Consider the following 14,088-nt stretch of genomic DNA (forward strand, 5'->3'; position numbering starts at 1 on the left):
CATCAGCTCCCGAAAACCAGCATGTCTTCCGGCTTCCATTCGCACAGCAGCCGGTCGCCGGTATGGAATGCATGTCCTGCACTGGCGGTTGGCACTTCTACTTTCAGGCAGGCGCCCTCAATCTCGATGTCATATTGAACGATGTCACCGATATAGGTCGTGCGCTCGACCACGCCGTGGGCGCTGTTGGTTACGACACTGACAAGATTGCGATCGCGGTTGGGTGTGAGATTGATGCGATGCGGACGAATGGCGATTTGCCCTGACCCGCGTGACTTTCCATGCGTGTTGCAGCGATAGGTGCCGCTGCCCAGACGGCAGACATTTTCGTCAACGATCTCGCAATTGTGGACATTGGCGCGTCCGACAAATTTGGCCACAAACAGGGAGGATGGCTTCTCATAGATTTCTTCCGGCGAGCCGAGCTGTGCCAGCTTGCCGCTATCCATCACGCCGACGACGTCGCACATTGTCAGTGCTTCGACCTGATCATGCGTGACGAAAACCGTCGTGATGTCGAGGCGCTTCTGAATCTCGCGGATTTCGATCCGCATGTCGTCGCGCAGCTTCGCATCCAGATTGGACAGGGGCTCATCCAGCAGAAGAATGCGCGGACGGATGACCAGCGCACGCGCCAGCGCCACGCGCTGCTGCTGACCACCGGACATCTCCTTGGGCTTGCGCGAACCGTAGCCGGGAAGCCGCACCATTTCGAGTGCTTCCTCAACGCGCTTCTTTGCTTCGGCCTTGCCGACCTTACGCATATCGAGACCGAAAGCGACATTTTCGGCCACGGTCATGTGTGGGAACAGGGCGTAGTTCTGGAAAACCAGACCGATATCGCGCTGATGGGGCGGCCTGTGCGAAATATCGTTGCCATCAATCAGGATGTTGCCGTCCGAGATCGAGGCGAGACCTGCAATCATGCGCAAAGTCGTCGTCTTGCCGCAACCGGATGGACCGAGGAGGCCAAGCAGTTTTCCGCGCGGCAGATCGAGATGAAGATCGTCCACTGCCCGGTAGTTGTTACCGTAAAGCTTGGTGAGGGCCTTCAACTGTAGAAATGAGCTTTCTGCTACCATATCGAAACCTGTGAGGGGTCGTTGCCGCCCCGGAGAAACGGGGCGGAAGCGTGAATTTCAGGGTGAGGTAGAGTTTTAACGACCAGCCGGAATGATCTGGCGACGCCAGGGATTGAGCAGCTTGTCGCGCATATCGCCAATGGTCATCCAGTTGACCGGAATGAGCTTTTCGCGTTGAGCCGCATCCATGTACGGAATGCGCTTCTTCGTTTCGTCGTTCACGTCCGCTTTCATGTTCGATGGCGCATAGAACATGATCTCGGCGAACCGGGCCTGCGTCTCGGGGCTTATCGCATAGTCGATGAATGTCTTGGTTGCATCCATGTTCTTGCCGTTGGCAATCGCACTGATGACATTCACTTGCGCAGCCGTGCCTTCCTTCGGGCCTACCGACTGAAGCTTTCCGCCGGTCTGGTCAAAGTAGAACTGGGCGCGGGCATTATAGCCGATGGACAAGGTTGCGGTGCCGTTTGCAACCAGCGTATAGGCATCGGGCTTCGGTTCCCACGTCTGCACGGCAGGCGCCAGCTCCACCAGCTTGTCGACGCCCGGCTTCACAGTCTTCGTATAGTCGTCTTCACCAGCGAGACGGTTCGCGATGATCGTAAGCAGGATGGCTTGAATATCGCCGCCGCCCTGTGCCGGAATGATAACCTTGCCGCTTTGCTGCTTGTCCCAGAGCGCTTCCCAGCTATCCGGTGCACCTTGCGCAAATGCATCGTTGTTATAAAGAAGCGAAAGCGTGTCATATGTGATCGGAATTGCAGCGCCTGCGAGTTCCTTGCCGAGGTCGGCGACATCCGCATAATTTTTGAGCGATGCCGGATCGAGCTTCTCGACCAGCCCTTCCTCATCGGCGATCTTGGCGACCGAAAGGTCATAGATGACCGCATCCGTCTGGGGAGAGGACTTCTGGGCGCGCATGTTGCCGAGCGATGTCGCTGCATTCTGCACACCGTAATAGGTGACCTTGATGTCGGGATGTTCCTTCTGGAATGGTTCGATGACGGCCTTGACGTAATTATCCTGGAATGCACCGCGATAACCCATCACCGTGATTTCAGCAGCATTGGCTGCGAAAACAGTCATTGCCGAAACACTCAACGCTAAACTTGCCAGAAAAGCCGATTTTCTGTTGATCGAACGTGCCATCAGTCACTCCCCTTTTGTTTGAAGGTAAGGTGAAGAATGGTGGCCGGAGCGTCCAACGACTTATTCTGTCCGCCTGTTCGATTTTGCTTTATGCCTTTGAATTTCAGGGGGTTCTGGGCTTGAATGACAGGTGTCAAGACAGGGATGACGCACCCGGTATTTCAGGCGTGATGAAATTCTAATCTGTTGCCTGTTTTTTGAGCAGACATTCTCCGCTTTCCGTTGTGTAAATTTTGCCCGCTTTATCGCTTGCGCCTGTGTCACCGTGGAAATGCGTCAAATTTGAAACTGGCACGGTCCTTGCTTCTATTAAATCGAACACCGAGCCGCGCGACACCGCATGACTTGTGGTGATCGATCAACCGAGGATGACAGAGAGACTAGCGATGACCAAGTACAAGCTCGAATACATTTGGCTCGATGGATGCACCCCTGCTGCCGGACTGCGCGGCAAGACGCAGATCAAGGAATTCGATGCTTTTCCGACACTTGAGCAACTGCCGCTCTGGGGTTTCGACGGCTCGTCGACGATGCAGGCCGAAGGCCGCAGCTCCGATTGCGTATTGAAGCCGGTCGCGATCTATCCTGATCCCGCACGCAAGAACGGCGTTCTCGTGATGTGTGAAGTCATGATGCCGGATGGCATCACGCCGCATCCATCCAACAGCCGCGCAACCGTCCTTGAAGACGATGATGCATGGTTCGGTTTCGAGCAGGAATACTTCTTCTACAAGGATGGCCGTCCGCTCGGCTTCCCGGAACAGGGCTTCCCTGCCCCGCAGGGTCCATATTACACCGGCGTCGGCTACAAGAATGTCGGCTCCATCGCCCGCAAGATCGTTGAGGAACATCTCGATCTCTGCCTCGATGCCGGTATCAATCACGAAGGCATCAATGCTGAAGTGGCCAAGGGCCAGTGGGAATTCCAGATTTTCGGCAAGGGCTCCAAGAACGCCGCCGACCAGATCTGGATGGCCCGTTATCTCCTGCTTCGCCTCTGCGAACAGTACGAAATCGATATCGAATTCCATTGCAAGCCGCTCGGCGATACCGATTGGAACGGCTCGGGCATGCACTGCAACTTCTCGACCAAGTATATGCGTGAAGTGGGCGGCAAGGACTATTTCGAAGCGCTCATGGCTCAGTTCGACAAGAACCTGCAGGACCATATCGACGTTTACGGCCCGGACAACCACATGCGCCTGACCGGCAAGCATGAAACCGCACCATGGAACAAGTTCTCCTATGGCGTTGCCGACCGTGGCGCTTCGATCCGCGTTCCACACGCATTCGTCAGAGATGGATATCGCGGTTATCTGGAAGATCGCCGCCCGAACTCGCAGGGCTGCCCATACCAGATCGCTTCGCAGGTTCTGAAGACGATTTCTGAAGTCCCAACCTCGGAAGACGAAGCACTGGCTGCTTAATTTCTAGCCAAACGGCCTGCTTGAGGATTTCAGCAGGCCGTTTGGCTTCATTCTCGCGAAACTGCAGACAACAAAAAAGGCCGGGGCGAAAACGCACCGACCTTCCTGATCATCGCTTTCCTACCAGTGCCAGTACATCCGTGGTCAAAAGCATCAAGCGATGAAGGCTATTGCGAGCGACAGACGCGTTCCAGCGCTCTTAAGCAATGCCTATGACAGCCATATAGGTGCACATCTTGTTCAAAACAAGGTCGTGCAACAATTTCTATAAATTAGTTTGACGCTTTAACCTGACGTCGTGCCAGCAGATACACGACGACAATTCCGGCACCGATCGCATAGGCCAGAACGTCCAGCCAATCCGGCGTCGCTCCGAGAATAATACGCAGGGCCGGGTTTCCGATCACGATATCGAACTGCTTTGCAAGATACTGACCGTATTCCACCGCCATTCCGGTCAGAAACGCGATCAAGGCCAGCAGCAGGCGGTTTCCGTCAATAAAAGTTCTGAGCACCGCATAGACAAAGATGACGGCGATCACATCCCCGATGAAGCTTCTGACCCAGCCCAATCCTGCCCCCATTGTCGCGAGCAGAGCAAGTAGCGCCAGAAGCATCAGCGTGAAACACAATGCCGATCGCGAAAATTTAAACTGCACGGGATTTTCCTGCCAGGATATAGATCAAAGCCTAATCCAGCTTTTTCCCGTTCCACGCAAGACCGACGCACCGGAATATTAGTGGACTACTTGTTACTGCGATGGCACAAAGCGCCATCGCAGTCCCTTTTCATCGCTGTTCCTATAAAGCCTCACGCCACGTTCAGAACGCTTTCGGGCGCGAAAGCTTCATAACCGAGCGCCTCAGCAACAGGTTTGTTGGTGATGCGCCCCTTGTGAACGTTCAAGCCATTGCGCAGGTGCTTGTCCTCGGCAATTGCCCTCAGGCCACGATCGGCAAGCGCCAGACCGTAATGAAGGGTGGCATTGTTGAGGGCGTGCGCCGAGGTCACCGGAACAGCACCCGGCATATTGGCCACGCAGTAATGGACGATTCCGTCCACTTCGTAAGTGGGATCGGAATGTGTCGTTGCATGGGATGTCTCGAAACAGCCACCCTGATCGATAGCCACATCGACGATAACTGCCCCCTTCTTCATGCCCGAGAGCATTTCGTGGGTGACGAGTTTCGGCGCTGCGGCACCGGGGATCAGCACGGCGCCGATGACGAGATCGGCAGAGAAGACTTCATCTTCAAGCGCCTGAATGCTGGAATAGCGGGTATGAACGCGACCGCTAAATATATCGTCGAGCTGGCGCAGACGCGGCAGCGAGCGATCCAGAATGGACACGTCGGCGCCAAGTCCCACTGCCATTCTGGCCGCATGAAACCCGACGACGCCACCGCCGATGATCGTGACTTTTGCCGGTAGCACGCCGGGCACGCCACCCAGCAGAATACCGAGGCCGCCATTGGCTTTCTGGAGCGCCGTCGCACCGGCCTGTATCGACAGACGGCCCGCCACTTCCGACATCGGGGCGAGCAGCGGCAATCCACCGCGATCATCCGTTACGGTTTCATAGGCAATTGCCGTCACGCCGGAGGCGAGCAGGCCCTTGGTCTGTTCCGGGTCGGGGGCGAGATGGAGATAAGTGTAGAGAAGCTGGCCTTCGCGAAGCTGCGCCCATTCGGAGGGCTGTGGCTCCTTGACCTTCACGATCATGTCGCACTTCTCAAAAATGTCTTTTGCAGAAGCGGCAATTTTCGCACCAGCGGCGATGTAGCTGGCATCATCGGCACCGATACCGGCACCTGCCTTTGTTTCAATCCAGACTTCGTGGCCATGGGCCACATATTCACGAACCGCGGCGGGGGTCAGTCCGACACGATATTCATGGTTCTTGATTTCCTTCGGGCAGCCGACACGCATAAGCGTTCCTCTCATTTTTTGCCCACTTGCCGTGGGTCGTTGTCGATCCGAAAATGAGAACATCTGCGGCTTGCAATGTCCTTGCAAAGAAGATTTGCCTGCGCAGGTTTTTTAGTGAATTATTGTGCAGATGACCCTCTTTTTCGAAGGTTCTTCGAATGAGCAATCTTGATCCTATCGATCTTGCAATTCTCAGGACATTGCAGGCCAATGCGCGCATCACCAATGCAGAACTTGCGGAGAAGGTTGGATTGTCGCCTTCAGCCTGTTCGCGTCGCCTCGACATTCTGGAAAAAAGCGATGTAATCGCCGGTTATCATGCCCGCCTGTCCCAGAAGGCGCTCGAATACCGGATGATTGCAATTGTCCATATCTCACTCTCCGGACAGTTCGCCAAGACGCTGGCCGAATTCGAGGCTGCAGTGAAGCGTTGTCCCAACGTACTTGTCTGTTATCTGATGTCGGGGGAATATGATTATATTCTGCGCGTTGCGGCGCGTGATCTTGAGGATTACGAGCGCATCCATCGCGACTGGCTCTCGGCTCTTCCGCATGTCGTGAAGATCAATTCCAGTTTTGCGCTGCGTGAGGTGATCGACCGGCCGAATGTCGGTCTCTGACTTTTTATTTTGACGCGCATCGTACCCGAAAACCGTTTCACACTTTTCAGGATGCGCTCTAGATTAAAGCTTTCGAGTCCCTGATCGTTGGATCCATGTTGCAGTTCACCAGAAGAGTTTTGCAAGAGGCCGGTTGGGGCTTGCCAGCCTCAGTGGTCCTGCATCTGGTGCTGGCAACTCTGTTTCTGGTCCGCCTTCCGGCACTCCCTTCGCCGGCTTCGGAACAAAGCGTCAATGTGGAGCTGGTTCAACCACCACCCCCTGAAAAGAAGCCTCAGCAACAGGCACCAAAGACGCCGGAACAAGCCGCACCTCCACCGCAGCCACAGGCATTCGAATCTGCCTCGGCGAAGCAAGACGTGAAGTCACCGCCAGAACAGGACCTGCCGCCCGCAGCGCCTGAAGAAATACAGAAGCCGGACGAACCCTCCGAGACTGCAGCCACAACGGATGCTGACAAGGCGGAAGAAAAACCTTCTGTGACGGAGGGCCAGCCTTCCGAACAGCTTCTTCAAGCGGAGAAACCATCTGAATCCGGTCAGGCCGCCGCGGAAAAAACTCAAACAGCACCGAAGCAAAAAGCCGATACTCCCAAACCGGCGACGCCTGCCAAGAAACTGACGCGAGCGCGTGAAATCTATTCGAAGGACGCCATGTCCGATCCTCGTGTGAAACAGGCGCTGGGAAAGCTCGCGCCAAAGGACCGGATCATCCAGATTTGCGGCATCGAAGCGCTTGAACAGGTGCGCCGCCATAAAGCCGGTGCTTTTCCGGATATGCTTGCGCGTGAAGGCGGCTCCGTTTCGACAACCGGCCTGACCGTCAGCGACGGCGCCTTTCGCAGCCAGCGCAAGTGGTATGCTATCGACTTCACATGCAAGGTCGATGCGGAAACGATGGTGATTGGCGCTTTCAGCTACAATATCGGCAGGGCAATTCCGGAAAGAGAATGGGCCAGACGACAGCTTCCAAGGGATTGATAGCAGCCATGAAAATGTCGTCCCGCCGGTGTATCACCATTCGTCAATGCAAACTGAACAGCATAACTGAAATTCAAGGAGACTGGCATGACTGTGCATTTCGCCCCGCAACTGACTGTGTGTGGAATTCAGGAACTGCCCGATCAGCGGACGCGCAAAGTCACCCATGTTCTTTCGCTGGTTGATCCGGACCTTCCGGAACTGGATGCGTTTCAGACTTTCGAGCAACACCATCGTGTAACGCTGCGTTTTCACGACATCATCAACGCAGCCGACAACCACACAATGCCAACGCCCGACCATGTGAATGCGATCCTGCAGTTCGGCTCGGAATTCCAGAAGACACAGAACCCGCAAGCGCCGAGCCACCTGCTGGTCCATTGCCATATGGGCGTGTCGCGCTCGACGGCGGCAATGGTTTCGCTTATGGCACAGGCCAATCCGGACGAGACGGCAGAAAGCCTTTTCACCCGCCTTGTCGCCATTCGCCCGCAGGCATGGCCGAACTCCCAGATGATCGGCTTTGCCGACGAGCAGCTTGGACGCAGAGGCGAACTGACCGCTGCGTTGCGCAGACATTACGGACGCCAGATTGAACGCACCCCCCAGTTTACCGAATTGATGCAGAGGCTGGGACGTCATGCCGAGCTTCAGATGGCGCTGCGGGACTAGCTCCCCGCCCCATCCATATTGTTCAGTTTGAACCTTCGTCCCCGGCAAGCTTCGTAACCTTGCCTGGCGGCGTCAGCGGTTCAGGAACAGGAACGCCGGTGAGCAGCCGATCGGCCCCCGAATAAATATCGCCCTGCACCTGTGCCGTCAGCCGTTCAGCATCGCGCATGCGAATATCGCGTAGCGTATCCTCTGCGAGACTCTCATCCAGACCAAGCTCGCAAAGCGCTTCCTTTCCGAAAAGCAGTGCAGATTCGAACGTTTCGCGCAGTTCAAAATCCACACCTGCTTTCAACAACTCGATGGAATGCGTGCGGTCGTAGGAGCGCACCATGATCTTTGCTGCCGGGAAATGAGACTTGACCAGTTCCACGATGCGATTGGCCGTCTTTCGGTCATCCACGCAGATCATGATGACTTCCGCTTCGTCTGCACCTGAATGATGCAGGATATCGAGACGTGATCCATCGCCATAAAATATCTTGAAACCGAACCGCCCGGCTTCACGGATACGGTTGGGATCGGCTTCGATAATCGAAACATCCGATCTCTGGGCAAGAAGCAATTGCGCCGCGATTTGTCCAAAACGCCCGAAACCGATCATCAACACCCGACCTTTGAGATTATGAGCGGTTTCAACGCCTTCGAGAGAAGGCGCTTCCTCGCGCAAAAGTCGGGAACCCAGAAGCAGCACGAACGGTGTCACGGCCATCGATAGAATGATGACAGTCGAAAACAGCGCATTGTCGCGTGCTGAAAGCAACCCGTTACCGAATGCCGACGTGTAAAGCACGAAGGCGAATTCTCCGCCCTGCGCAAAGAGCAACGTCCGTTCGAGCGCCGAACGATGGCTGGAGCCGAAAATTCGGGCGACGGCATAGATGCCGATTGCCTTGGTAATCACATAGGCAATGAGGAAGATGAGGACCGTGGGCCAGTCCGAAGCAACCACGCCGAGATCAAGCGACATGCCGACAGCCAGAAAGAACAGCCCCATCAGGAGCCCCTTGAACGGCTCGATGTCACTTTCGATCTGGTGCCGGTAACTGGAACCGGACAGCATGACCCCGGCCAGGAAAGCGCCCATCGCCATGGAAAGGCCGCTCGCTTCCATCAGCAGGGCGGCCCCGAGCACAACGATCAGTGCGCCAGCCGTCAAAACCTCGCGCGCCCTCGCACGCGCCAGCAAGGAGAAGAACGGATCAAGCAGCCAGCGACCGACAGCAATCAGCAGCAAAATGGCGCCAATGGCCGTCGCAATGCCTAGGATTCCGCCGGACTCATGCTGGGAAGGCGAAAGGAAAGCAACGAGCGCCAGCAGCGGAACGATCATCAAATCTTCGAGCAGGAGAATGGAAACGGCCTTCTGGCCGTCGGGCGTGGCTATTTCGCCTCGCTCCTGCAGCATCGACATGATGACCGCTGTGGAAGACAGCACGAAGCCAGCCCCCGCGATCAAGGCCGTTATCGGAGAAAGGCCCAGAAGAACCCCCGCCCCTGTCAGAAGGGCGATACAGCCAAGAACCTGTGCAAGACCGAGACCGAATATCTGCTGCCGCATCGTCCAGAGCTTGCCAGGGCGCATTTCAAGTCCGATGACGAACAGGAACATGACGACGCCGAGTTCGGAAAAATGCAGGATCGTTGCGGGGTCAGTGAAGAAGCCGAAGACCGAAGGCCCCACCAGGGCACCGGCAGCGAAATATCCCAGCACAGAACCGAGACCCAGTTTCCGAAACAACGGCACCGCCACGACACCGGCGGCAAGCAGAACCACCGCAGGCCCGAGTGTCTGTCCAAGTCCTTCAGTCGCCATATGGTCTCCGTGTCAGGATCCGTTTGTTATGTTTCACTAATATACCAAGTCAATAAAAACTGAACAATTAACGCATCTCCGTCAACCGGATTCAAATTCCATCCGCGATGTGGCAGCCGAACTGATTATGGCTTACATTCCATGTGGTTAGATAGAACGGAGCAAGAATGAACCTGATCGCTCATGTGGAAATACCGGTAGCTGATCTTGAAAGGGCTATGCGATTCTACTCCGCAGTGTTCGGAGTGACTTTTGGTGACGTCGTTACGATACACGGAAACAGAATGGCCTATTTCCCTTTTGAAGAAGGCAAGGATGGCGCGAGTGCCGCGCTTGCCGAAGGCGACGTCTATATTCCAACCGTGCATGGCGCGATTATCTATTTCAACGTCGACAATGTGGACACCGTCATCACCAAGGCCGTGCAAGAGGGCAGCGAAATGCTGTTCCCGAAAACACCGGTTGGAAACGGCTTTGTCGCGGAGATCAGGGACAGCGAAGGCAACCGGATTGCGATCCAGACTACCTGATATCTAAACCGGCTTTGCAAGCAGGCCGGTTGCAAGCGCTCGAAAGGCATCAATCGCCTTCGAAAGAACCCCTTTCGGATCTTCACTGGCGGCAATCCAGAGTGCTGCATTCAATGCTGCCCCGTTGAGCAACCGTGCGGCGGCTTCCGGGTCGACCGGTTTCAGCACGCCTTGCTCTATCAAAAGAGCAATTTTTTGCCGGGACGCCTGCAGACAACTGTTCTGGCTCGGCCATTGTGACGGATCGCCGAGAAACGCCGGTCCATCAAGCAGCACGATGCGCTGGACATCAGGATCGAGTGCCGCCTCGATATAGGCAACCCCTTCCGCCAAAAGCCCCTCCCACAGATTATCCGCCCGCGCAGCAATCTCTTGAGCACGTTCGGCCATTTCGCCATCCATCTGGCTGACCACAGCCGCCAGCAGCCCGCGCTTGTCTCCAAAATTATGGTAGAGCGCACCACGTGTCAGGCCGACTTCCGCAGTCAGTTCATCCATAGAGGCGGCGGCATAACCCTTTTCCGCAAAAGCCTTCCGGGCTGCCGCTATCAGCTTCACCCGGTTTTCTTCCATCGCCTTGATGCGCAGGTTCATGGCCATCGTCACACCTTTTTTGATATACGTACCGTATATTAATTGACATACGGATCGTATATGACTATTTAGTATACGTGACGTATATCAAATATCCCGGTTGTTTGTGAAGCCGCAGATACAAAAATCTTCCGATAACGCAGGCCTCAGCATCAAAAAGGAAAACGAAAATGACCAGAAGAGAAACAATTTTTCCCGCCGACCGCAGTGCCCTTTATGACAAGCATCGTTATTCCGCCGCTATCCGCTCGGGCGACCTGCTGTTTGTCTCCGGTCAGGTTGGAAGCCGCAGCGACGGCACGCCCGAACCCGACTTCGCAAAGCAGGTTCAACTCGCGTTCGATAATCTTGAAGCGACACTGAAGGCAGCCGGCGCCACTTTCGATGACATTGTTGATATAACCTCTTTTCATACCGATCCTGAAAACCAGTTCGAGGCCGTCCTGCAGGTCAAGGACCGAATTTTCAGCGCCCCACCTTTCCCCAATTGGACTGCTATCGGCGTCACCTGGCTCGCCGGTTTCGACTTTGAAATCAAAGTCATCGCTCGCTTACCGCAATAGAGACAGGCCATAAGTCGGAGCGGCTAATCCCGTTCCGGCAACTGTCATTCGCATTCCGCAATATAATTTGATTTGCAATTCAAACTATATTGCGTCTTAATGACCTCATGATTTCAGACACTCCCCGCTCTCAATTCGGTATTCGCTTTTCACTGCTGGCACGGCGCTGGCGACGTGCGCTCGACATCCACCTTGCCCAAGCCGGGCTGACTGATGCGACCTGGGTTCCCCTTGTCCACCTTCACCAGACCGGCGGCGGCCTGACGCAGAAGGAACTGGCTGCCCTGGTCGGCATAGATGGGTCCAGTCTCGTACGCCTCCTCGACATTCTATGTCGGCAAGGCCTGGCGGAGCGCCGCGTCGATGAAAGGGATAGTCGTGCAAGGCTGGTTCATCTGACAGTGCAAGGGGAAAAGCGGGTCGCCGAAATTCATCAGGAGCTGGCAAAGGGCGAGCAAGAAATGCTCGCCGATCTGTCAGACAATGACATTGCAATCATGCTTCGCAGCTTTGACAGCATTGAGCACCGACTGACGCTGATGCAATCCGATCGCGAGCAGGACCGAGAATAATGAAAGCGGACCGATCTCTTTCAGGACGGCGCCACGCCGCCTATAACCTTTTGAAGCCTCAGCAGTTTCGAGAAAGCATCGCCCTTGCTGGCCAGCCATCGCTCCGAAACTCATCGCTTGCCGGGCTTCAGGCTGCCGCCACGGTTGCCATCGCGCTTCCGTTGGTCAGCCTGTCTTCGTGGTCGCATCTGATCGGCTTTGCCTCGCTTGGCTCGCTCGTCGCATTGTTCGGCCGGTTTGCTCCGGAAGCAAAACGCGAATGGATCGTCCTCCTGTGCGCGATCTGCCAGACACTCGCGGTGTTTTTCATGTCGCTCGCCACATGGGTTGGCCTGCCCTTGCCCGGCCAGCTTTTGCTGCTGGCACTTTCTGCGGGCATATTCTCTTTCATAACCGTTACCGGCAAATTCGGACCACCCGGCGCGCTCATATTCATCTTCGCAGCCGGTGCCTCCATGACGCCGGTCGCGTCGCTGCACGTTGTGTTTGAGCGTACCGCCGCGACAGCAATCGTCTCGGCTCTCGCTTGCCTGATCTGTGCCCTGACCGAGAAGTATCGTCATCAGGCATCTCCGGAAAAGCCATTTCCGTCCGAGCCGTCACGTCCGACAGTTCACCGGCTTATTGCCGCCGGTCGGATTTCGCTTGGTGCCGCAATTGCCGCGCTGACCGCTTATGCTCTCGGCGCCCTCCACCCAGCCTGGGCAGCCATGGGCGCTGTCGCCGTAATGCAGGGCGCGCATCTGCACATCAGCATGAACCGAGCCTTGCAACGCATGGCAGGTACGCTTCTGGGCGCCTTGATTACATGGCTGGTGCTTGCGCAAGGCCCCAGTCTCTGGTGCGTCATTGCAATCCTGGCCGGGCTGCAATTCGCCACCGAAGTCATTATTGGCAGCAATTATGCGCTGGGGCAGATTCTGGTAACTCCGATGGCGCTTTTGATGACCTATCTGGCAATGCCCGGAGTGTCCCACAATGGTATGATTTCCGAACGTATCCTCGATACGTTTCTAAGGCGCAGCTCTGGCGGTCATCTTCGCAGTCATTTGTTCCAATCGCGACGACCGTATTTTTCTCGCCCAGCATAGGGCAAGAAAATAACGCACCAAAAGAAAAAGGCGCCGTAAGGCGCCTTTTTGCTAACTTACCAATCGGCCCAGCCATATCAATATGCAGGCACCGATAAAGCCCGCGATCAGATAGCCCAGCCAGCCGCCGAACGAAACACCGAGAAATCCGAAAATAAAACTCGCTACGGCTGCGCCGATGATACCGAGAATGACATTCATGAATATCCCGGTATTGCTGTTCATGAAATTGGAGGCAATCCAGCCGGCCAGGCCGCCTATGATGATCGCCGCAATCCAGCCAATTCCTGCGCTTCCCATCGGGAACCCTCCTGATTACAATCCGGCGGGAACTTTACCGCCATTATCTTTGAGTTTCTGGATAACCTGCTTGTGCAACCATACATTCATGGTCGCGGAATCGCCTGTGTCGCCGGTATAGCCCAGCTCCTTGGCAAGTTGCTTGCGGTGCTCCAGACTGCTGTCGAGGCCAAGAGCCTTCATCAGATCGACGATCGAAGTCTTCCAGTTGAGCTTCTGGCCGCTTTTGGCAACGGCAGCGTCCAGAATGGCGCCTACGTCGACAGCGGCAGCGGGTGCGGATGCAGATGGCGCCGGAGCGGCGGCAGTAGAGGAAGCGGTCGGTGTCGGAGCAGGCTGTGCAGCCGTTTCCGCCTCAGGAGTTGCCGCTTGTGCCTCGCCCCAAATGGCGTTCTTGATCTTATCGAAAATCCCCATAATGAACTCCAATCGTTGAAAACCGATATGCCCCAGACTCCCGATTTGTGACGACCGGAAACCTGGACACAGCAAATCATCCGGTGATTCCCAGACAAACGCTCGAACTAAATGAATCTAAAGCCATTTTGTTCCCGATAAAGATGCAGTTGAAAGTTTCTTCAACGTATAGGCCGATATTCGAGTGAGCTGAGCGGCATAAATCCGGGCACCAAGACAGGCTCAGCGATCTGCACCGGACATATCGCCAGCATAAAACAGTCCGCTGACAACGCGCGTGCGAGGCATGTTTATGATGCAACGGGATTTCATGTGACGGGTATCAATATGAATAAGTCCCTC

16 protein-coding genes are annotated in these 14,088 nt (G+C 55.5%); 8 read left to right on the top strand and 8 right to left on the bottom strand.

All coding sequences use genetic code 11. The annotated features are described in order from the left end of the window. Nucleotides 1–2: 2 nt before the first annotated feature. Together CES86_RS22685 and CES86_RS22690 are read right to left on the bottom strand one after the other, a co-directional pair. On the bottom strand, nucleotides 3–1,082 hold the full coding sequence (locus CES86_RS22685) for an ABC transporter ATP-binding protein (protein ID WP_012093472.1): 1,080 nt from the start codon (nucleotides 1,080–1,082) through the stop codon (nucleotides 3–5). A gap of 75 nt (nucleotides 1,083–1,157) precedes the next feature. Beyond that, nucleotides 1,158–2,234, bottom strand: a complete 1,077-nt coding sequence (locus tag CES86_RS22690) for an extracellular solute-binding protein (protein WP_012093473.1) — start codon at nucleotides 2,232–2,234, stop codon at nucleotides 1,158–1,160. A 386-nt stretch (nucleotides 2,235–2,620) separates the two neighbouring features. Between CES86_RS22690 and CES86_RS22695 the strand changes: the two genes are divergently transcribed. Then, nucleotides 2,621–3,661 (top strand): glutamine synthetase beta-grasp domain-containing protein, encoded by a 1,041-nt coding sequence (locus tag CES86_RS22695; RefSeq protein WP_010659341.1) that lies wholly within the window; start codon nucleotides 2,621–2,623, stop codon nucleotides 3,659–3,661. A gap of 272 nt (nucleotides 3,662–3,933) precedes the next feature. Here the strand turns inward: CES86_RS22695 and CES86_RS22700 are convergent, their stop codons facing one another. Next, complete coding sequence (locus CES86_RS22700) at nucleotides 3,934–4,320, bottom strand: ribosomal maturation YjgA family protein (protein ID WP_094515506.1); 387 nt, start codon at nucleotides 4,318–4,320, stop codon at nucleotides 3,934–3,936. A gap of 152 nt (nucleotides 4,321–4,472) precedes the next feature. Then, nucleotides 4,473–5,591 carry an alanine dehydrogenase gene (gene ald, locus CES86_RS22705; RefSeq protein WP_012093476.1) on the bottom strand — a complete coding sequence of 373 codons (1,119 nt, stop codon included), beginning with the start codon at nucleotides 5,589–5,591 and terminating at the stop codon, nucleotides 4,473–4,475. A 158-nt stretch (nucleotides 5,592–5,749) separates the two neighbouring features. On the opposite strand from ald, the gene CES86_RS22710 reads away from it, so the two are divergent. The 3 genes from CES86_RS22710 (at nucleotide 5,750) to CES86_RS22720 (ending at nucleotide 7,863) form a co-directional block, all read left to right on the top strand. Further along, entirely contained in the window at nucleotides 5,750–6,211 is a 462-nt protein-coding gene (locus tag CES86_RS22710) for an Lrp/AsnC family transcriptional regulator (protein WP_010659344.1), read from the top strand. A 140-nt stretch (nucleotides 6,212–6,351) separates the two neighbouring features. Continuing rightward, a complete protein-coding gene (locus CES86_RS22715; protein ID WP_235820002.1) occupies nucleotides 6,352–7,191 on the top strand; it encodes a DUF930 domain-containing protein in 840 nt (279 codons plus the stop codon). Nucleotides 7,192–7,278: 87 nt separating this feature from the next. Next, nucleotides 7,279–7,863, top strand: coding sequence for a tyrosine phosphatase family protein (locus CES86_RS22720; RefSeq protein ID WP_094515508.1), 585 nt, complete (start codon nucleotides 7,279–7,281; stop codon nucleotides 7,861–7,863). Nucleotides 7,864–7,885: 22 nt separating this feature from the next. On the opposite strand, the gene CES86_RS22725 is transcribed toward CES86_RS22720, so the two are convergent. After that, a complete protein-coding gene (locus tag CES86_RS22725) occupies nucleotides 7,886–9,679 on the bottom strand; it encodes a monovalent cation:proton antiporter-2 (CPA2) family protein (protein ID WP_010659347.1) in 1,794 nt (597 codons plus the stop codon). Nucleotides 9,680–9,846: 167 nt separating this feature from the next. Between CES86_RS22725 and CES86_RS22730 the strand changes: the two genes are divergently transcribed. Continuing rightward, nucleotides 9,847–10,209 (top strand): VOC family protein, encoded by a 363-nt coding sequence (locus tag CES86_RS22730; protein ID WP_012093479.1) that lies wholly within the window; start codon nucleotides 9,847–9,849, stop codon nucleotides 10,207–10,209. Nucleotides 10,210–10,212: 3 nt separating this feature from the next. Here the strand turns inward: CES86_RS22730 and CES86_RS22735 are convergent, their stop codons facing one another. After that, nucleotides 10,213–10,809 (bottom strand): TetR/AcrR family transcriptional regulator, encoded by a 597-nt coding sequence (locus tag CES86_RS22735; RefSeq protein ID WP_029929971.1) that lies wholly within the window; start codon nucleotides 10,807–10,809, stop codon nucleotides 10,213–10,215. 164 nt (nucleotides 10,810–10,973) lie between these two features. On the opposite strand from CES86_RS22735, the gene CES86_RS22740 reads away from it, so the two are divergent. The 3 genes from CES86_RS22740 (at nucleotide 10,974) to CES86_RS22750 (ending at nucleotide 13,029) form a co-directional block, all read left to right on the top strand. Next, on the top strand, nucleotides 10,974–11,366 hold the full coding sequence (locus CES86_RS22740; protein WP_094515509.1) for a RidA family protein: 393 nt from the start codon (nucleotides 10,974–10,976) through the stop codon (nucleotides 11,364–11,366). Between the two features lie 107 nt (nucleotides 11,367–11,473). Beyond that, nucleotides 11,474–11,938: a MarR family winged helix-turn-helix transcriptional regulator gene (locus CES86_RS22745; protein ID WP_094515510.1), complete on the top strand. Its 465-nt coding sequence runs from the start codon at nucleotides 11,474–11,476 to the stop codon at nucleotides 11,936–11,938. Continuing rightward, on the top strand, nucleotides 11,938–13,029 hold the full coding sequence (locus CES86_RS22750) for an FUSC family protein (RefSeq protein ID WP_235820003.1): 1,092 nt from the start codon (nucleotides 11,938–11,940) through the stop codon (nucleotides 13,027–13,029). Before CES86_RS22745 ends, CES86_RS22750 begins: the two co-directional genes overlap by 1 nt. Before the next feature lie 51 nt (nucleotides 13,030–13,080). Here the strand turns inward: CES86_RS22750 and CES86_RS22755 are convergent, their stop codons facing one another. Continuing rightward, the gene (locus CES86_RS22755; RefSeq protein ID WP_010659353.1) at nucleotides 13,081–13,329 is read right to left on the bottom strand and encodes a GlsB/YeaQ/YmgE family stress response membrane protein; all 249 of its coding nucleotides are present in this window, start codon (nucleotides 13,327–13,329) and stop codon (nucleotides 13,081–13,083) included. A gap of 15 nt (nucleotides 13,330–13,344) precedes the next feature. After that, nucleotides 13,345–13,746: a DUF3597 domain-containing protein gene (locus CES86_RS22760; RefSeq protein ID WP_094515511.1), complete on the bottom strand. Its 402-nt coding sequence runs from the start codon at nucleotides 13,744–13,746 to the stop codon at nucleotides 13,345–13,347. Between the last annotated feature and the right edge of the window lie 342 nt (nucleotides 13,747–14,088).

It is taken from the genome of Brucella lupini, from assembly GCF_002252535.1.
In the GTDB taxonomy this organism is placed as follows: Bacteria; Pseudomonadota; Alphaproteobacteria; order Rhizobiales; family Rhizobiaceae; genus Brucella; species Brucella anthropi.

What these genes read in the sequence shown, in the direction of transcription:
- CES86_RS22725 (WP_010659347.1), bottom strand. Translation starts at nt 9,679, where the DNA reads ATGGCGACTGAAGGACTTGGACAGACACTCGGGCCTGCGGTGGTTCTG.
- CES86_RS22735 (WP_029929971.1), bottom strand. Translation starts at nt 10,809, where the DNA reads ATGGCCATGAACCTGCGCATCAAGGCGATGGAAGAAAACCGGGTGAAG.
- CES86_RS22695 (WP_010659341.1), top strand. Translation starts at nt 2,621, where the DNA reads ATGACCAAGTACAAGCTCGAATACATTTGGCTCGATGGATGCACCCCT.
- CES86_RS22755 (WP_010659353.1), bottom strand. Translation starts at nt 13,329, where the DNA reads ATGGGAAGCGCAGGAATTGGCTGGATTGCGGCGATCATCATAGGCGGC.
- CES86_RS22730 (WP_012093479.1), top strand. Translation starts at nt 9,847, where the DNA reads ATGAACCTGATCGCTCATGTGGAAATACCGGTAGCTGATCTTGAAAGG.
- CES86_RS22690 (WP_012093473.1), bottom strand. Translation starts at nt 2,234, where the DNA reads ATGGCACGTTCGATCAACAGAAAATCGGCTTTTCTGGCAAGTTTAGCG.
- CES86_RS22685 (WP_012093472.1), bottom strand. Translation starts at nt 1,082, where the DNA reads ATGGTAGCAGAAAGCTCATTTCTACAGTTGAAGGCCCTCACCAAGCTT.
- CES86_RS22710 (WP_010659344.1), top strand. Translation starts at nt 5,750, where the DNA reads ATGAGCAATCTTGATCCTATCGATCTTGCAATTCTCAGGACATTGCAG.
- ald (WP_012093476.1), bottom strand. Translation starts at nt 5,591, where the DNA reads ATGCGTGTCGGCTGCCCGAAGGAAATCAAGAACCATGAATATCGTGTC.
- CES86_RS22760 (WP_094515511.1), bottom strand. Translation starts at nt 13,746, where the DNA reads ATGGGGATTTTCGATAAGATCAAGAACGCCATTTGGGGCGAGGCACAA.
- CES86_RS22745 (WP_094515510.1), top strand. Translation starts at nt 11,474, where the DNA reads ATGATTTCAGACACTCCCCGCTCTCAATTCGGTATTCGCTTTTCACTG.
- CES86_RS22720 (WP_094515508.1), top strand. Translation starts at nt 7,279, where the DNA reads ATGACTGTGCATTTCGCCCCGCAACTGACTGTGTGTGGAATTCAGGAA.
- CES86_RS22740 (WP_094515509.1), top strand. Translation starts at nt 10,974, where the DNA reads ATGACCAGAAGAGAAACAATTTTTCCCGCCGACCGCAGTGCCCTTTAT.
- CES86_RS22750 (WP_235820003.1), top strand. Translation starts at nt 11,938, where the DNA reads ATGAAAGCGGACCGATCTCTTTCAGGACGGCGCCACGCCGCCTATAAC.